This window comes from Paenibacillus ottowii, assembly GCF_006874425.1.
Taxonomy (GTDB): Bacteria; Bacillota; Bacilli; order Paenibacillales; family Paenibacillaceae; genus Paenibacillus; species Paenibacillus ottowii.
Window position 1 is genome coordinate 20,645 of record NZ_VIJZ01000005.1, and the last position, 17,494, is coordinate 38,138.

18 protein-coding genes and 1 pseudogene are annotated in these 17,494 nt (G+C 44.1%); 5 read left to right on the top strand and 14 right to left on the bottom strand.

Annotated features, from left to right (window positions below):
* Nucleotides 1–11: 11 nt before the first annotated feature.
* The 4 genes from FKV70_RS13190 to FKV70_RS13205 form a co-directional block, all read right to left on the bottom strand.
* Complete coding sequence (locus FKV70_RS13190; protein ID WP_142613119.1) at nt 12–932, bottom strand: hypothetical protein; 921 nt, start codon at nt 930–932, stop codon at nt 12–14.
* 214 nt (nt 933–1,146) lie between these two features.
* Nucleotides 1,147–2,085, bottom strand: a complete 939-nt coding sequence (locus FKV70_RS13195; RefSeq protein ID WP_142613120.1) for an ADP-ribosylglycohydrolase family protein — start codon at nt 2,083–2,085, stop codon at nt 1,147–1,149.
* Nucleotides 2,086–2,170: 85 nt separating this feature from the next.
* On the bottom strand, nt 2,171–3,259 hold the full coding sequence (locus tag FKV70_RS13200; protein WP_244310733.1) for a hypothetical protein: 1,089 nt from the start codon (nt 3,257–3,259) through the stop codon (nt 2,171–2,173).
* A complete protein-coding gene (locus tag FKV70_RS13205) occupies nt 3,256–4,251 on the bottom strand; it encodes a hypothetical protein (protein ID WP_142613122.1) in 996 nt (331 codons plus the stop codon). The genes FKV70_RS13200 and FKV70_RS13205 overlap by 4 nt, the downstream gene beginning before the upstream one ends.
* A 216-nt stretch (nt 4,252–4,467) precedes the next feature.
* On the opposite strand from FKV70_RS13205, the gene FKV70_RS13210 reads away from it, so the two are divergent.
* The 3 genes from FKV70_RS13210 to FKV70_RS13220 all read left to right on the top strand — a co-directional run bounded on the left by FKV70_RS13210 (nt 4,468) and on the right by FKV70_RS13220 (nt 6,499).
* Nucleotides 4,468–5,118 (top strand): hypothetical protein, encoded by a 651-nt coding sequence (locus FKV70_RS13210; protein ID WP_142613123.1) that lies wholly within the window; start codon nt 4,468–4,470, stop codon nt 5,116–5,118.
* 33 nt (nt 5,119–5,151) lie between these two features.
* Complete coding sequence (locus tag FKV70_RS13215) at nt 5,152–5,721, top strand: DUF1697 domain-containing protein (protein WP_142613124.1); 570 nt, start codon at nt 5,152–5,154, stop codon at nt 5,719–5,721.
* Nucleotides 5,722–5,914: 193 nt separating this feature from the next.
* On the top strand, nt 5,915–6,499 hold the full coding sequence (locus FKV70_RS13220) for an RBBP9/YdeN family alpha/beta hydrolase (protein ID WP_142613125.1): 585 nt from the start codon (nt 5,915–5,917) through the stop codon (nt 6,497–6,499).
* Nucleotides 6,500–6,606: 107 nt separating this feature from the next.
* Here the strand turns inward: FKV70_RS13220 and FKV70_RS13225 are convergent, their stop codons facing one another.
* The 6 genes from FKV70_RS13225 to FKV70_RS13250 form a co-directional block, all read right to left on the bottom strand.
* Nucleotides 6,607–7,143, bottom strand: coding sequence for an SMI1/KNR4 family protein (locus tag FKV70_RS13225; RefSeq protein ID WP_142613308.1), 537 nt, complete (start codon nt 7,141–7,143; stop codon nt 6,607–6,609).
* A 28-nt stretch (nt 7,144–7,171) separates the two neighbouring features.
* On the bottom strand, nt 7,172–7,621 hold the full coding sequence (locus tag FKV70_RS13230) for a hypothetical protein (protein ID WP_142613126.1): 450 nt from the start codon (nt 7,619–7,621) through the stop codon (nt 7,172–7,174).
* A gap of 28 nt (nt 7,622–7,649) precedes the next feature.
* A complete protein-coding gene (locus FKV70_RS13235) occupies nt 7,650–8,309 on the bottom strand; it encodes a DUF2625 domain-containing protein (protein WP_142613127.1) in 660 nt (219 codons plus the stop codon).
* A gap of 35 nt (nt 8,310–8,344) precedes the next feature.
* The gene (locus tag FKV70_RS13240) at nt 8,345–8,863 is read right to left on the bottom strand and encodes a hypothetical protein (protein ID WP_142613128.1); all 519 of its coding nucleotides are present in this window, start codon (nt 8,861–8,863) and stop codon (nt 8,345–8,347) included.
* Nucleotides 8,864–8,893: 30 nt separating this feature from the next.
* Nucleotides 8,894–10,054, bottom strand: coding sequence for an immunity 26/phosphotriesterase HocA family protein (locus FKV70_RS13245; RefSeq protein WP_142613129.1), 1,161 nt, complete (start codon nt 10,052–10,054; stop codon nt 8,894–8,896).
* 90 nt (nt 10,055–10,144) lie between these two features.
* Complete coding sequence (locus FKV70_RS13250; protein WP_142613130.1) at nt 10,145–11,146, bottom strand: phosphotransferase; 1,002 nt, start codon at nt 11,144–11,146, stop codon at nt 10,145–10,147.
* Nucleotides 11,147–11,324: 178 nt separating this feature from the next.
* On the opposite strand from FKV70_RS13250, the gene FKV70_RS13255 reads away from it, so the two are divergent.
* Nucleotides 11,325–12,329, top strand: a complete 1,005-nt coding sequence (locus FKV70_RS13255) for a hypothetical protein (protein ID WP_142613131.1) — start codon at nt 11,325–11,327, stop codon at nt 12,327–12,329.
* A 128-nt stretch (nt 12,330–12,457) separates the two neighbouring features.
* Here the strand turns inward: FKV70_RS13255 and FKV70_RS13260 are convergent, their stop codons facing one another.
* From FKV70_RS13260 to FKV70_RS13275, 4 genes and pseudogenes are all read right to left on the bottom strand, one after another.
* Entirely contained in the window at nt 12,458–12,859 is a 402-nt protein-coding gene (locus FKV70_RS13260; RefSeq protein WP_142613132.1) for a hypothetical protein, read from the bottom strand.
* A gap of 22 nt (nt 12,860–12,881) precedes the next feature.
* Nucleotides 12,882–13,208, bottom strand: a complete 327-nt coding sequence (locus FKV70_RS13265; protein ID WP_142613133.1) for a hypothetical protein — start codon at nt 13,206–13,208, stop codon at nt 12,882–12,884.
* Between the two features lie 94 nt (nt 13,209–13,302).
* The gene (locus FKV70_RS13270; RefSeq protein WP_244310734.1) at nt 13,303–14,079 is read right to left on the bottom strand and encodes a CbrC family protein; all 777 of its coding nucleotides are present in this window, start codon (nt 14,077–14,079) and stop codon (nt 13,303–13,305) included.
* Between the two features lie 193 nt (nt 14,080–14,272).
* Nucleotides 14,273–15,250, bottom strand: a pseudogene (locus FKV70_RS13275) (MFS transporter); the annotation flags it as partial.
* Between the two features lie 336 nt (nt 15,251–15,586).
* Between FKV70_RS13275 and FKV70_RS13280 the strand changes: the two are divergent.
* Entirely contained in the window at nt 15,587–17,347 is a 1,761-nt protein-coding gene (locus FKV70_RS13280; protein WP_142613134.1) for a methyl-accepting chemotaxis protein, read from the top strand.
* Nucleotides 17,348–17,494: the final 147 nt, after the last annotated feature.

Genomic DNA, 17,494 nt, shown 5'->3' on the forward strand with positions numbered 1-17,494 from the left:
GACGTGGGTTTTTACGCTAACTCTCCTATAGTCACCTGATACAGCAGAGAACCTTCTCGGAGCAGCAGGCGGTCTTTTCTGAAATCCTGTTCGTGCGGCTGAAGGAACTCTTGCTCGTCATTTAAAAATCGAATGTGTTGTCCTTTGCTTAAGCTGCCTGGCTTTACATTCTTTTTCAAGACATATTGTCCGTTCTTTCCATACCCGCCGTCGAACAAAAAGTGAACCCCATCTGTAGCCACCCCGGAGCAGCCGGAAATCCTCGGATTCATAAACGTAAAATTCGTACGGTCGCTACCGGAAATATGTCCTAATGAAAAGTCTGAATAGTAGTAAAACCAGATTTCCTGTTCGCTAACCACGTTCAAAGCATAGCAATCATGAATGTCTGCCGCTTGGTTTTCATATATTTTGTGTCCTTCTTTATTCCAGGCGACAAGGCCGGAGGACCCCACAGGATCATTCCAACCATAATTTCCGAATATACCTTCATCAAAATAACTGGTCCAGATCGTACCTTCTCCTGTAACCTGAACACTCTGAATACCGTCTCCAAGTAGTAGTTCATTCACGGTACGGCCTTCATAGTCAATGATTTTACCATTTAAATCGTATTGGTCGGGTCCATAATAATGACACCGCGCTCCGACGAGCAGTAGATGATGATGTAGAGGCTGTACATAATGATAGTTAAACTGCTGCCCCTCCACACATACTTCTTCAATGTGATCGTCTATAATGAGTATCTTGTAAGTACGTCTCTCTTTAAGAGAGGCAGGCGGGAACATCCCCCGCACTCGTTCTGGGACTTTATCAATTAGCAAAATATACACGCGTCTATCAGGGCCAAATTGGGTCGAAACGATCTCAAACCCTTTCATATAATTGGAAATATCAGCAAATGAATGAAGCTGTTTATCTAGATGTGACAATGTAGTTCCTCCTCTAAAAGATCAGTAAAGTGAAGTATGATTTGTAGTTGACTTCATTTTGTCATAACGACATGCAATTGAGGAGGGTGGAAGTATGGCGATATGGATAGTAACCCTTAGAAATGAGGCATCGGCAAAAATATAGTGAACAAAAAAACAAGCTGGACCTGCTTCATCATAAAAGCAACCCAGCTTGATGTTTATGGATATTCCCTTAAAGTGTCTGGCCCTTGTCGGCTTTCTGCCATAAAGCCTCAGTCAGCTCATCGATCGTCTCCTTCATCGCCAGCTTCTCGCGCCAGTGACTCGGGATACTGCTTAGCCCGTAATAAGCTCCTGCAATTTGCCCATACACCGCCCCAGTCGTATCGGCGTCATCCCCCAAATTTACAGCCAGCAGTGCCCCCTCTTCAAATGAAGCCGAATGGTGAAATGCCCACAGCGCAGCCTCAAGGGAACGAATGACGTAACCAGTTCCTTGTATTTCAGGCGGCTCCTTAACCTTGTAAGATCCCTGAATGATTTCTTTAATGGCTGCCGAATAAGCTGGCTGTTCCTGCCGCCACTTATAGCAAACGTCGGATGATAACATGGATTCTTTGTCCGCTCCCCGCAGACCTGCCACAAGAATGGAAGCAAGCACAGCACAGGCCTCCACACTTTCGGCTGCCCCATGAGTAGTTCGCGAGCTCAGTTCAGCGTACCTCACGGCCTCTTCCGGGAGGTTCGCATAGGCCATGGCAACAGGTGCGAGCCTCATAATCGAGCCATTACCGGCAGTCATGGGGTCAACGGACCCACTATACGGCTCTCCAGTGGCCTCGAAGCGATGCAGTGCTGCTCTCGTCGCACCACCGATATCAAAGCACGTTCCCGTACTACTCATATATCCCAGGTGGTACCAATTCGTGTAACGGCGCATTTGGTCTGCTGGATCAAAGCTATCTTTTTGCACCATACTCTCACCCAAACAGAGCGCCATAGACGTATCGTCCGTCCACTGCCCCGCCTTCAATCCAAATACACCGCCGCCTACAATATCCGTTACAGGTTCAAACGTGCCTGGACTGCTAAATTCTACTGTGGTTCCCAAAGCATCACCCACAGCCAGTCCAACCAGGCATCCCAAAAAACGGTCCTTGATCAGTGTCATTTTGATGTAAACTCCTTTAATAGTTGTTATAGCTAATGCATATTTCCCCATACACCTAGGAGGGAAGAAAGTCCGATACCGTCGTTTATTCGTAGCTTAAGGCTGTACAACGGCTATCCGATTTCAATTCAACGAAAATTCCTGCCTCATGATGGTAAATGAGTGGAAATCGCTCCGTATCTACATGTTCCCGCACACCGCTTGAAAGCCGCCATACCTGAAGCGGGGCCCCTTTTCCCCATAAGAATAATCGGTCGCCGCAAACGGCCATATCGGCTTGGGGATATGGATAAATCCCGTCTTCTTCAGGCTTACAATTTAGAGGCGGGATCGCAGGAAGCACACGTCGGTACCCAGGCTGAGTCATATCGAATAGGACAACCGCCGGTTCCACTCCTTCCTCTCCCCAATCTTCCTCCTCCAGTAAATCGGCATCCATCTGTCCCCATACCGCCAATGTATCGGGTCCTGTCCAGCATACTGGCCCATCCCAATCTATGGTTTGCCAAAGATGGCGAACTGACGAACCATTCTCCGATTCCCATGGGTTCAGCAGCCAATCCGATAAGGACCAAGTTCGAACCACTCCTAAGGGAGCCCATATCCATCCCGTATCCGCAATCCACTTTCCCTCTGGAGAAGCCAGCAGCCTCCCATGAAAATAATCTAGATAATGCTCATCTTTACTTTCATTGTTATAAATAGGGGTTGGTCTTGATGCCAAAAGCATTCCGGTTTCTACATCCGTCAAATCCAAACGATTCCATTCCGTTCCGTGAACAAGGATACATGCACCGTCTTGATGTACAAATGCCAGGGGAAACATACTTTTATCATAGTGGTATTCGTCCCGTGATAATTGCATTTTTTCTTGAGCATGGACTAAATCATACACTGCCGCATGTCGTCCAAATCGATTGGAGATCGCCGCGTACTTGCCATCAGGACTAGTCACCATTTGGACAGGTTGCAGAGGATTAAAATCAGGGATACAAATATGTGTACATAATTCTGCGCTGCCAGAGCGAAGTTCTAGTCTCCACAGTTCTGCCTGTGTGTTCAATGCCAGCAAGGTTATGCTTCCCTGAGAGCCACCTTTTACAGGATGAATGGCCGTAAGACGTCCGATAGTCTGTGGTAAATCGGGTAAAGAAACGTGATGAAATGGCATCATTTAACCCCTTTTAATCTGGATAAATAATAATTTATACCCGTATTTGTGAAGCTGGATTTATCGACAAAAAATCTGAGTTCAAGCAATGCAGATAATACTTTCATAAAAACTCCCGGTTTTTTCTTGCAAAAACATTTAAAATATGTAATTTCGCTAGGATTACTTTTGAGAACAAAATAGGAATAATTCATCCAGATCATAGTGGAGATGAACTGCTCTGTTGGAGATTGATGCTCATTGATACAGTCGATCAGAACCTCTAATACCCTATTTTTATTAGAGTTATAGGCTTGTATAAACATCGTTGCTTCTGCAAACGGCTTGTTAAAATCGTCATACGGAAAATCATACACATCATGACTGCCCAGGATGAAGTTCACCAACTGACCTTGCAAAATTTTTATTTTTCCTAGCGCTGCCCGGGTATCCATATCCATCTCATTTTTGTTAATATGCTCATGCAAAATGTCAATTAGAATGTGCAAATCATACTGCTGTGCGTCTTCCATACTGTACATCAGCTTATTATTTTCAATCGTTAGACGATCATAAATATCATCCCCTAAACCCAGTTCAAATAAGAGCTGGTGAAGAAAAAATAGCCTGTCCTGAGTAAGCGAGAATTCATTGCCTCCCTCTGCTAGATGTGAAACTTGATATTGATAATAAACACAACATAAATTTTTCCGGCTATAAGCAGCATCTTTATGTATATCAAAAACGTTAAACATGAGCGATAGCAATCGAATCAGACGTTCAGCATCCGTTATGCTTAGAATGGGATGATCCATTTTTGTAAATAGCGACCTGTCAAACAGATCGTGCCATCGCACTAAAGAAATATGATCCTGCTCGTTTATATTCAGAGTTAATACTCTTAAATTTTGCTCTTGATCAGGATAGGAATAAAATAGATATTCATGATCTGCATCAGAAATACGCTCATTAAAATAGGCTCTTAATTTGTAATCGTATATTTTAGAAAATGACATTTCTCTCCTCCTTGCATAGCAAGCCAAACTTCATGTTGAACCTGGCATCACACATTAATCCGAACTCCTATATTGTAAAATTAATCTGGATCGACTGGCAAGGCGGCATAAATACAGAAACATATGTTCTTCCTTTCTATATTATGATATCTTTATGCTAGGAATGAAACGTTATGACGAAGATCATAGCCTACGATTAGAAAGGAATGAACACCTATGAAACAGCTAAGCGAAGCTCTGACCCGGTTTGTACAACAACAAAACCTGTATAATGCAACCTACGGGCTGTTCCAAGACCACGACATCCAGCCCCGGACGGAGAACCTGACAGATTGCTGGGACAACCGCATACCTATATCCCCTGAGCTTGAGTACCTATATAGCCATTATGAAATGATCGATGCTAAGGCAGCGGGAACACACAAATTAAAAAATGCAGCCGTTGAAATCGGGGATGCTGCTGTTCTCTTTTTTGTCGCACCAGAACATTTATATCGCCAGCAGCTGGGCTATCGCTTCATTACATCTGGAGAGCTTGTTCATGAGTCATCTTCATGGCCATCCCATCATGTTGTAATTGCCACGTTTAATGATGATCCAGTCATTGTCGATACTAGTGCACCCGGTTCGCCTGTATATGCTGCAATTGAAGGTGGGGCAGCGCAGCAAGTTGCTGACTCTTTAGCTAACTTCTTTATTGCTCTTTCCATCCTGATTGAAGGTGCCTGTACCTTTAAGGGAGAATTGATAGATGAAGATACATACGAACCCAAAGCAGCATATATCGAGCACGTAAAACCATTGCTGCATCATTTGTTGAGCGAAAACCAAACCACGTATTTGCTGAATTACCTATCCTTTTGTTAGAAAGCTATTGGTTAAAGAGAGGTGAGGCTTTTTATGATCTATATCGCATTACTGCGGGGCATCAATGTCGGCGGCAACAACAAGATCGAGATGAAGAAGCTCAAGCAAACGTTTGAACATGCAGGTATGGGGCATGTGACGACTTATATTAATTCTGGAAACATTATTTTTTCCAGTCAGGAGCGGCCCAACCAGGAGCTATCGCTCGTACTGGAACAGGCGATTCTGGAGGATTTTAGCTTACCTATCCGCGTCATCGTCCGTAATATGAAGGAGATTCAGAGCATTATGGAGGCCCTGCCGAATGAATGGGCTAATGATACACAGATGAAAAGTGATGTAATGTTTCTGTGGGATGAAATTAACGATATTTCCGTTCTGGACAAGCTTCCCTTGAAACCGGGAATTGGGCATGTCATCTATACGACCGGGGCCGTTCTGTTTTCTGTCAGCAAGGAACAAGTCACAAAAAGCGGGTTAACGAAATTAGTCGGCACCAAGCTGTATCAGCAAATGACGGTGCGGAATGTGAACACAGCACGCCAGATTTATAAGCTGATGCAATTGGCTGAACAGGAAGAGTTGCAGGATACGAGCTCCTGACGGTAGTCGTGATTAAATAGGGATAGGCAAGATCAAAAACTCGCCAAAACTCATTAAAAAAATTATCTATATAAATCAACAATTTCTGATACTATAGGCATAGAGATTTTGCTAAACTGGAAGGATTCTCAGACGAAGAGGGACACCTATCATAAGCATGAACTAAACACTGAATAATGGGAGAAAAAACACTGTGACAAACCTACAAAATCAAAAACAAGTATATATAATCCACGGCTACACAGCTTCGCCAACAGATCATTGGTTTCCTTGGTTACAAGATAAATTACAGGAAGACGGGGTTTCGGTAAATATACTAGATATGCCCAACTCGCAAGCCCCCAAACTTAATGAGTGGATTGAGCACCTATTGCAAAATATTAAAGCCCTACATAAAGACACCTATTTTATTGGTCATAGCTTGGGTTGTGTATCCATATTAAGATACCTGCAGCAAGTCAACATCCCGGAACCACTAGGTGGCGCCGTTTTCGTTTCCGGTTTTACTGACCCAGTGCCAAGCCTGCCTTCATTAGATGAATTTACAAATGACCATTTAGATCATCAGCAGATCACGGATTCGCTAAAAGCGCGTGCAGTTATAGCTTCAAAGGACGACGCAATTGTCCCCTTTGCACTTAGTAAGAAACTAGCGGAAGATGTTCAGGCTGATTTTCACGAATTAGATCATGGAGGGCATTTTTTACAAAGTGACGGCTTTACCACTTTACCGATCGTCTATCAAGTTTTAATAGAAATGATGAATGAAAATAAGTAGCGTTAAAAACCCGCAAGATAGACCTGGCAAAAAGGGTCCAGCTTGCGGGTTTTACATTTCCCCACTGGATGAATTAGGAAGAATAAAGCGTATGTTAAGTCAAGATATCAATATAAAGCCCATTTTTCTGTACACAGCTCAATAAAAGAATGAGCAACCTGTTCACATTCGTCATATCCCAGACTACCAGAATGAGCAAAAAGAATGGGATATTCGTTATTTCTTTTTTCCTCTCTCATATCAAACATATAGTGGTTTCCGCACCCATCCATCGCAAACGACACGGCACCTGGCATATACTCTGGCAGTTCGTAGGCAAGGTTCATTTCTCTCAAATCTTCGGTATCGAAAAACTGAAAATAACGTTCTCCATTTTGAAATTCGCCGCCGTTAGAGTATTTCAGGAATTCTATGTAACGATCAGGAAATTGTCCTTGAGGCAAGTGCCAGCTAACAGGATCTAGCGGTTTATATTGATCATAAAATGGAGACGATTTCGGAAAAGGGTTCACTTGTCTTTGTTGGATTTCGTGAATCTCCTGCTCCGATAGCTTGATATTCCATGTCTTCAAGAAAGTCGCGATTTGTTCAGCCGTTGCTTCCGGACATTTTACAAACTGTTGCTCAAAGCGAATACTCCACATCATAACCACCCTCCCTACCTTGGTGTCTCTAAGAGTTGTTATTTCTACCTTCCCTATCTTTTTCAACCCATTCAGCCAAACTTTCATGAGGTTGAAGGTTCTCACGTTTATAGTAATAAACAGTTTTGAGCTCGTAATCCCAGCTTTCCGCAGCAATAAAAAATCGGGTGCCAAACGTTTGATCTTCCATACAAATCACAGGCCCCTCATGAAATCCGTAAGAGACGGTTTTTAATAATTCCAATTCCTTGTCATTCGCCAGTCTAAAGCACTCAATTGAAAACACACCGCCTGGACAGGAAAGGAACGAGACCTCGTAAAATGTGATCTCTATGTTGTGATAATAGCTAAAGTCAAAGCTCCCTGCTAGTACCAGCTTGGGGCGACTTGTATAATCATAAATGTAAAAATGATCAATGTTATTTTGAGAAAGTATTGCATTCAGTTGCATCAGTTTGGATGGAATGGAATGATTCATGATCTACGCCTCCTCTCCTTTAGCGGGGTTAGCCCCTATCTATTACCGTCTGCCACGCTTCTGTTACATTTATAGGAGATTTATGGCTGGTCTCTCCGCCACCTTCCTGAGTCCATAGCGGTGGATAATAAGCAAATACCTCTCCTGGCTGAAGTTGCTCCATATCCGCCTGCCAACCATTCCAGCGGAATGTCTGGTAGAATAAGCTCAAATCTCCCTCAGCCAACCAATTCAAGAAACCGGAATAGGCCAGCTCTGTGGATTCCCACTCCAATGTATCCGGTGCAAAATAATAGATATGGCCGCTGCGTCCAAACTTCCCTGTGTCCAGCCCAAAGAAGCCACCTGCTGCATCATAGGCTACAATCAGCATTCCCTCAAGTGCAGAAACGCTTGCTGGCTCTTGCAGCCCATTCCACGAAGTCAAGCTACCGTAAATTCCGGCCCCGCCTGCACCCAGTAAAGTGATCCACCCGTGATCAAATATGATCCCGCCTGTTTCATAGGCCACCGTTCCCAAGTACGATTTTGTACTCACCTGCAAACGGTAGAGCGTATCTACTCTCGCAGATTCCGATTCTGCCGATACAATGCGATATGGATTATCCCCTTCTTGCAGAATATTTTTGACCTCTTCCCATGCATGGTTGTCCTGATCCACCAGCTCATCAACCGTTAACGTACGCATGTTCATTCCCCTTCCTGTATTTCAATGTCCATCTTTCAACCCGTGAACTGATTTTTGAAAACCTGCGTTTGCTCTAGAATCACCCACTGATTCTGCTCGTCGTACCCTTGTACAATCGCTGTGACCTCATGTCTTGGATACATCCACTCGGATGGGGTCTTTTCCGCATATGAATGGGTGTCTGCCAATCCGACTGCATTGTGCTGGAAAATATGAATAAGTGTGCCATGTGGGAAAAAGGCTTCAATATACCCCTTTACCTTAGTCCCAACGGGTAGTGCATTTTTGATTTGCTGCCATTCCTTGTTGAAAGTGCGAAGATTGTTGGACCAGACTTCTTCAAACTCTTTTTTTGTGATTTTCGTATAATAAGGCTCTGTATCATCAATCGCTTTCTCGGCCAACAAGAAATGATACTGCTCATGCTTGCGATTAGAAGCAATATACGTACCGTCATCCTGGATAACAATTTGCCGATAAGCTACGCCATCTGAATCTATTTCAAAGTACCAGGTTCCCATGCCTGGTTCCGGACAATCTTTAAGATATTTCATTCGTACCTCCTAAAAGGATGTATAACCGTGTCATTTCATCTTTCTTTTTCCGCTATAGATTCTTGTCAAATATGCGAGATATTCCGAACGCGTCAGTCCTCCTGTTTGGCGATTGAACTCATCGTACGAAATGTCTTCCGGGAATCCGAATTCGGCCAGTGCTTTTCGGCGCTCTTCCCGATACAACGGGTTATCCAGCGTGTGGTGCCACTCCCGCTCTTCCCAAGGACCAAAACAGTCTGCAATGACACCTGAATATACACCGTTATTTAACAATTCGCGCGAAGACTTGAACACTGTCTTCCCTTCCGGTTTGGAAATTGTGCCCGTTCCCCAGGAGAGTCTATATATTCTTTCTTTACTGCTATCTATGCTACTGCCGTAACCAATCGGAAACACAATATCCTCTTCCGCCAACGATTTATGCCCTATCCGCTCGTAGGACCCTCGCATAAAGGAATCATCCATGACAATCCAGGTTGTATCCGATAACGGGGCGGCCGTGATGGATTCCAAAGTTATTGAACGGTCACGACTTGTACACAAATACGGACGTACGAATAAAGGCATCGTCATGACACTGTTCCATATGCTCTCCTTTGCAAACAGCTGATCCTTTTGCATTTGGCGCAGATCACCGACGACCAGTACATAGCCATCTGTAAAAAGGTCTATTTCCACGCGGAAGATGTCTCCCGGAATGGTTTTATAACGCAGGTTTTTCATATGCTTCAATCGTTCCAGCTTACGATCATAGTCGTTAGGCACAAGCGACGGGTAACGTTGAAGCCAATCGATGATCTCTTCTTTACTATGTAAATGCTCACATCCAGTGATGGGCAATCTTACGCCAGTTTTGCTATTCACAGCAGTAACATAACTAATAGGACGATCTCTTCGGATGCCTGCTGAAAAGGACACACCTTCTGCTGTGATGCTCGAAACACTTGTATAATTCAGTTTTTTCTCTTTGCCACGAGCCGTTTTAGGCAGAACAAATACCCGATCACGGGTAAAAATCTCTACATCCGCTTCTCCATAAGCATCCTCAGTGGAAGAAATTCGCTTGCGAATAACATCTCCATCCATACAAATAAAATATCCTTCTTTAATTTCTACCACGTCCCAATGCTCCTCCAGTGTCTCCAGCCCGAAGTAGGGTCGTAACGCGTTGGTTAACCAACTATTCATCTGCTCCTCCTGTTCCGAGTACCATTCAGTAGACTTCATCTCTGTTATTCCAAAAATTATAACATAATACGGCGTGCAACTCGTTTATTCCTATACTGTTCCAGCTTGAGCCAACTCCTCCTGAATCCAGCTACTGCTGGTAGACAGTTGCAGCAAGTCGTCCGCAATCTGTTTGACCTGTTCTTGCAGCACGTGTGGCTGATCGGTTCCTTCCAGAAAACGACTTAAAAAATGAAGAAATACGTCTACCTTTCTAAGCAGCATTAACACAGGCAAAGCATCAATCTCAGCGTGGCTCAAACGAACCTGGCGGCAGAAGCCTCGGCAAAACTCACGAACAGCTGTCGTCTCCTCCAGTTGTCCCAAAAATCCTGATAAGATGACCGCCGGCTCCATCACCCGAACGTCTAGCGTGCAAAATTCAAAATCAAGCAGTGCAGCGACCTGGCTAGGATCGGAGTCTTTTACCAATAAATTGGAAGCATTCAAATCACCATGTACAAGCTGATGCGGCAACTCTTCCAATGCATGAAGTGAATCTGTTATCTCTTCACATGCTTTTCCTATCAGACGCAGTTCCTTATGTAGATCTTGAAAATGCTCCGATGGGTTGAAACAGAAACCTTGTACCGTTTCTAGGTTACATAATGGATAGGATTGCTGCAAAGCATAATAAGGACGATAGACTGGGATCATACCAAGTTTGAATGTTGCAAGCAAAGCAGATAGTTCACCAGCAGCCTCGCCAAAAGAATAGGCAAAGCTTGCATCCTGCTCGGTTGGAGATATGCCTTCTATGTATTCGAACAGACACACATATTTGCCCCTTTCCTCCTCAACCTGTGCAAGTGTCTCTCCTGTAATCGTTCGGATTGGCATTGGAACCCTGAATGATAGAGAACGCCTGCTCAGCTCCTGCAAAACCGCATGCTCAAATTCGATTTTGTTCCGATCCCTGTGCGTATCGTAGATGCGTAGTACCCCACTTCGCCCACCATTCTTAACAAAATACGTCGTGTTGTTCCAGCCTCCAGCTCGTCTCTGCAATGTTCCATTCCACTCTGGCCAGTTTCGTCTTAGTATCGCTTCCAAGGTTCTCCCCCCTGTACATCCTAGCTTATGAATTTGCAGCTATTATAACAAATAGAGTCACCCATTAGAATTGGACGTCTATCCCATTTGGCACACTCCTCTCACAAAAGGAAATCGCTTGTTTTTTGTACATATGGATTGTAGTATTAAGCCGATCAGTGAAAGGAGAATTACAGTAATGGAAACGAACTACAAAAACCTGCTGGATCAGATGATGGCACCCTATGATGAAATGCTGCAGAGTCTAATAAGTGATCACACCGATTTTTCGAAGGTTGACTATTTGGAGCAACACAGTGAGGAATATGGAAAAAGTGATGCCAATTATACCAATCGTTTGAAGGTGCTTTTGGCTTTGTATAATCGTGAGGATCGAGATTCCCCGCATTACGAACCGATTGTGAGAAGACTGCTCGTTAATGAGATTATAGACAGGGAAACGAACAGTTTTCAGGGGATTGGCGATGCTCTATACTACGCCGTTTTTTTACTGCAAAAATATGAGCGTGAGCAGGACCAAGTTTTGTTCCAGCAGGCCAAGAAAGCCAATTTCGATACATACGCCGGGTTTGACCCTGAGTTGATTTTGGAAACATATTTGTTCAGCAAAGATTCAGCTGATCTTGAAGATTGCATCAATATCGCGAGTGAACTCGGGGAAGATGTATACCTATCTTTATTTATTGATTTGTGGATCAGAGAGCAGACGGATTGGGACAAAGAAAATTTGCGGACACTCGTTTATCATGAGAGATGGCGCAACCATGCAGAAGGTGAAATTGAAGCTCTCAAAAAGCTGGCCGAAATGGAGAAAATAGAAGAAAATTCCAGTAACTACTGTTCTACTGCATCCAGCTTGGCAGAAAAGCTCATTGAAACAGGACAATGGGATGAAGCTCGGGAAACGATGGCAACCATCATTCCGCTTATTACGAAGGAAAAAGAATGGTTCCTGTACGGACTTGGCCGCAATATAATTACAGCCTGTATCCACATCATCATGCATTTTGGAGCAAAAAGCCGACAGGCTACTTCGTTATGGCAAACGATAAAAGGGGTTCTTCAACCTGCCGCTAACAATATGGGGACCATTCAATATCAGCTTGCTATATCCGTTAGCAAATTTATGGGTGATACCAAATTGGAGCAAAAGTTACTCAGGATTCAGAAGCACCGTCAATAATCCAGTTGCCATAAGGAGCCTGTCGCATGCAATGTAAAGAACGAGGCATTTGACCCAGCGGCTCGCTTTCCAGTTGCCCCTCGAAGCGAGGGGCAGCGAAAATACGGATTGCAGTGCATTGCCTTCCTCTACAGATTTCCGGTCACGATAATACCATCTGCTTGCTTCAAATGCGCTCTGACCCATGCTGTAAAGGAATCGATAAATATGCGTAATTCTGGCTCCTTGGCAGGCCAAGCATCCAATTCTGTTAATATTTCATGCCATACCGACGCCTGAATCGGATTATCCCAGCAAGGATCAAAGGCCTCATACGTTTCCCCCGTATCAGGATCGACAAGTGGATATTTGGACTTTAACGCAGACAGCACGATATCAAAGTCATCTGCGTAAATAAAGAGCATCTCTTCCAGCTTTGGCTCATCTATATCCCCATAGCGCAGCGGTTCAAAGGTATATCCAATATTGGCTCGTGGTCCCTTATAGCGATAGATTAGTGTCTCAATCTCTTTTTTGTCCTTCTTACTCAATCTCACCCACTCCTTTCTTCGGCTATAACTCGAACCAATCCGCAGCGCATTTCTCTTCTTCCAGCACCCTGCACATTCCTTCCCTCAACCTCATCGCATCTTCACCCCCGATATGAAATAGACAATAGATATAAGGTTCATTGTCTTCTAACCCTTCAATATTTCTTGCCTCTTCCACTGAAATCTGGAGCGCTTCAGGCCAATCAGAATTATTTTGAAACAGGACAAAGCCATCCTCATCCCTTTGCATCCGATATCCGTCAATCCCAGGCAATGCTTCAGCTAAGCGTTCCATTAGTGCTTTAATATCCTTAACATCTGCGACCTTAATTCCATACTCCCACCCCATCTGCATTCCTCCAATTTTATGAACTCCTCCTTAATTAGGACCACCCCTAAATCGGGTTTCACTTTCTCATTCACCTCAGAAAATTCACTTGGGTTCAGTCATAGTCCGCATATAAGAGGTATTCCTTACAATGGCTGCATTGAAATAAATAGCCTCGGAATGATCCGTCACGTTCCATGCTTTCCTGCATTCGGTTCTTAGCTTCTTCTTCATGACCCAAAGACAAAATAGGCATAAACATCAGGTTGACATCATTTTCTATCCCTCTACTGACAAGCTCCTTCCAGCCCACAAAATCTATAAAAACACAGTAGTCATCGCAGTGATCCAGCCACGCGGCGGTCTGTCCTGCCTCATAACCGGGAGTCCGATGCAGTAGCTCATCCAGTTTTGCTTCCTCTAGTTGTGCACAGCAAGCAGGATCATGAAATGTTCCCTGTAGCATGCTCGCAGCGCTGCCATTCGCAATACACCAAGGACAGATCGCCTCATATGAAATTACTGTATAAAAGGGACCTGAGTACCAGATATCAGTCTGCCGTCCACAACAGGAACACGTTTTTAAAAAGCCTGATTTAAAGACCTGAGTACGTACAGGGTCTTGATGATAAGTAAACACAGGGAGATCGGGAGTTTTCTTGCGCCTCGCTGCTTTGATTAAAGGCTTAATCACCGGCGGTCGAATCGGGCTATCAATCATCCCTTGAATACTCCACTGTTTCTTCAAATCTGCTTTACTTTTCCGATTCATGACAGACATAAAAATCTCTAGTGCCTCTTCGTATTGATGCAGATGAAGATATAACTCTGTTAAAATTCTGGCAGCCTGCTCGCTTCCTAGGTCCTCAAGCTCTTCCTTCAATTGGTACATGGCTTGGATAGCCTCGGGACTGGGTGCATACAAGCTGTGTTTTTTGTTTAAAGCCACCCATTTTTGCTAGATGTCCACAAGCTCTTCACTTCCTTCTGATTTTCCTGAAATTTCTTATAACTTATTATAATAGATATAGGCTTCCGGAGAGTATACCCCGGAAGCCTATGGATTCATCTAACCACTCTTTTATTTACTTAGCCTTCTGAGCCACAGGCTTACGATTTTCGTTTCTTTTTCTAACGCCCAACATAAGAACAGCCATAACAGCAACCAAGGCTGCTATAAGCGTAAAGGGAATATATTTGTCCACTCGATACAAGGTGGTCGTCAAAATAGGAGCAATGATCGCGGAAATTCCCTGTACCGCAGCTACCAGCCCCGCCGCTCCCCCTTGCTGTTCCTGACTGACTGCAAGCGAAGCACCTGCCATAAATCCGGGCATCAGTAAGCCCGTACCTATGCCAAACATAAAGAATGCTGCATAGTAAACAACCAAGCTGGCTGAAATCAGAAATGATACCATTCCAGCAATCAGAAATAGAGAACCGAGCAAAATCATCGGCTTAGGCTGCCATTTAAGCCACTTCATCTGGATGATCTGCACAATCAACATCGCTGCCCCGGAGAACATAAGTCCAAAGGAAACGACTCTTGCCGTTTCGTTGGATGTAAGACCTAACTGATCTTGAAAATAAAAACCACCTATAACCTGAATCGTCACAATACTTATCATTGTAACTAAACCCACAAACAAATACATTCTTAGTCCTGGAAGGAGGGGGTTAATTCTAGCGGGTTTTTGCTGAATAACGGGCTGGGCAGCCGGAATCGCCAGCAGAGACACCACGAATGCGACAGCGGCAATGACAATCCCAAAATATAAGGGCCATAACAGCCCTATTAGAGTAAAAGCACCTGCAATCGCGGGACCAAAAACCAGACCAAGCCCATTGGCCGCACTAATAATAGCCATCCCACTCCCACGCTCTTCTCCTTCCGTTACATCCCCCATGTAAGCTTGATTCGATGACAATACCGCTGGGATAAAACCGCCTATTAAGCCGCGCGTAACAATCAGCAGGATTAACAGCAGCCCCCCACTGAGCCAACCATTTAATCCTGCAAATAGAGTAAGCGTAAATAACAAGCAGCTTACACACATATCTATAGATTTTCTCTATGCAGAAGTATACGGGGCATGCTAAGAAACTACTGCCTGCATACGGAAAAAATTGCGGTTAAACGGATTAAATTTAGCATATAAAACAGCAACCAGGCTTCAGGACTGTAAAGGTAGTCTGCATTCAACCAATGAACGCCGTCGATTATTCACCCCCCCTATATCGTTGTTAGATGAACTTTATTGTTCTCTTCATCGCTGACTATATGAGAGAGCTTAATTTCCTAGCATGATATTACGATATATGATGTAAAGTCTTGTATGCTTTTGAACTACTATAGTAATGGATTGAGTCTGTACATCGATGTCTAAGGGGGAATCGCAGTGAAAACAAAGATAGGATCAAACATGAAGGTGAGATCACTAAGAACGAAGTTAACCATAATGTGCTTGATTATTTTAATTGTACCTACTTTCGTGATTGGAAGCAGTTCTTATTTTGTTTCCAAGAATGAAATGAATGAATCAGGCAAAGTGGCACTTAAGAATAGTGTGCAAATGGTAATTGGTATGATTAGTTTCCTCAATGGGCAAGTCGAAGCCGGTAATTTAACATTGGAGGAAGCACAGGAAAAACTGCGCATCGAGCTCCTCGGTGTAAAAGATGCTAATAATAAAAGACCGATAAAGATTAAATATACAGTAGGTAAAACAGGTTATCCGTGGGCAGTCAACCAAGATGCCGTTTCAGTGATGAACCCTTCAAATGAAGGTCAGAATTTAATGAATGCCGTGTCGGAAGACGGTGTGCAAGTGGGAAAAGAGTTTGTAGAAGTCGGTACAAACGGCGGGGGATTCGTCACTTACAAATGGGCTTTACCTGGTACAGATCAAGTGGAAACGAAAATTTCTTATGTTGAAAAGGATCCTTATTGGGGATGGATCATCGGTTCTGGAGCATATTTTAACGAATTTAACAGCGGAGCGACCAAAGTCCTTTATATTGTCCTGATTATTACGACTGTTGCGGTTATTCTGGGAGCAATTATCGTAGGCTTTGTTTCGGGACGTTTTACGAAGCCTATCATCATGATTGCAAAGCGGCTTAACGCAGTTGCGGACGGTGATTTAACGGTCGAAGAAGTCAAAATTCGTTCAAAAGATGAGATCGGCGAGCTTGCACAGGACTTCAATCATATGATTAAAAATATTAGATTTTTGATCGGTGAGGTAAACCTGTCCACAAAGCAGGTCGCTGCTTCCTCGAAAGAATTGACCCTTGGAGCAGAACACACGGGGCAAGCAACCGAGCATATCACCGTCGCAATTCAGGAATCGGCGGCTGGTGCAAAGGAGCAGCAGTTGATGCTCCAGAAGACAACCAGCTCGCTTGAGGAAATTTCAATAGGTATGCAGCGGATCACAGACAGCTCCTTGACCATCGCTGAATCGTCTGCAGACGCGATGGAAATGGCGAGCCTTGGCGGTACTGCTGTACAACATACAGTGAAGCAAATGGACCTGATTAACCATTCCGTCAATGAAACCGATGCGGTTATGAGGATGCTGGATGAACGCACTCAACAGATCGACACGATGCTGCATGCCATTACGGATATCGCACAGCAGACCAATCTGCTTGCCTTAAATGCTTCGATTGAGGCTGCCCGTGCAGGCGAAGAAGGTCGCGGTTTCTCCGTAGTTGCTTCAGAGGTGAGAAAGCTGGCCGAACAATCGAACCAATCTTCCGGGCAGATTTCCGAGTTGATTCAGAATATGCGCAAAGATATGGAGCATTCGCTTAAGACCATGGAACGCGTAAAACAGGATGTCGACTCTGGCATTAAAATTGCCAATGAGACAGAGCAGCAGTTTAACAAAATTGTGGCATCCACCAATCATATTGCACAGCAAACGGAAGAGCTCTCGAGCATCACGCAGCAAATAACCGCAAGTGTCCAGGAAATTTCGGCGAGCGGAGAGAACGTATCCAGTCTGGCACTCCAAGCGGCAGACAACTCGCAGAATATTGCAGCGTCTGCAGAAGAGCAGCTGGCTTCAATGCAGCAGATCACCGGCCTGGCAACGACCTTGTCAGATATGTCACAGAAATTACAGGAACTAACGGTCAAATTCAAATACTAGCGGATTAAGTTTCTCCAGAACATCACGCTAAACTGTTATTTATATTTATGAGGTCAACCAGTTCTTTGGGGTTGGCCCTTTTTGCATTTGTTCTGAGGAGACGATTTGAATTGGACACGGTTATAGTTGATTTGGTTCAGAATTGGT

Coding starts and splice junctions, on each gene's coding strand:
- FKV70_RS13195 (WP_142613120.1), bottom strand. CDS start 2,085: ATGACACTGATCAAGGACCGTTTTTTGGGATGCCTGGTTGGACTGGCT.
- FKV70_RS13200 (WP_244310733.1), bottom strand. CDS start 3,259: ATGATGCCATTTCATCACGTTTCTTTACCCGATTTACCACAGACTATC.
- FKV70_RS13205 (WP_142613122.1), bottom strand. CDS start 4,251: ATGTCATTTTCTAAAATATACGATTACAAATTAAGAGCCTATTTTAAT.
- FKV70_RS13210 (WP_142613123.1), top strand. CDS start 4,468: ATGAAACAGCTAAGCGAAGCTCTGACCCGGTTTGTACAACAACAAAAC.
- FKV70_RS13215 (WP_142613124.1), top strand. CDS start 5,152: ATGATCTATATCGCATTACTGCGGGGCATCAATGTCGGCGGCAACAAC.
- FKV70_RS13225 (WP_142613308.1), bottom strand. CDS start 7,143: ATGTGGAGTATTCGCTTTGAGCAACAGTTTGTAAAATGTCCGGAAGCA.
- FKV70_RS13230 (WP_142613126.1), bottom strand. CDS start 7,621: ATGAATCATTCCATTCCATCCAAACTGATGCAACTGAATGCAATACTT.
- FKV70_RS13235 (WP_142613127.1), bottom strand. CDS start 8,309: ATGCGTACGTTAACGGTTGATGAGCTGGTGGATCAGGACAACCATGCA.
- FKV70_RS13240 (WP_142613128.1), bottom strand. CDS start 8,863: ATGAAATATCTTAAAGATTGTCCGGAACCAGGCATGGGAACCTGGTAC.
- FKV70_RS13245 (WP_142613129.1), bottom strand. CDS start 10,054: ATGAATAGTTGGTTAACCAACGCGTTACGACCCTACTTCGGGCTGGAG.
- FKV70_RS13255 (WP_142613131.1), top strand. CDS start 11,325: ATGGAAACGAACTACAAAAACCTGCTGGATCAGATGATGGCACCCTAT.
- FKV70_RS13265 (WP_142613133.1), bottom strand. CDS start 13,208: ATGGGGTGGGAGTATGGAATTAAGGTCGCAGATGTTAAGGATATTAAA.
- FKV70_RS13270 (WP_244310734.1), bottom strand. CDS start 14,079: ATGTACCAATTGAAGGAAGAGCTTGAGGACCTAGGAAGCGAGCAGGCT.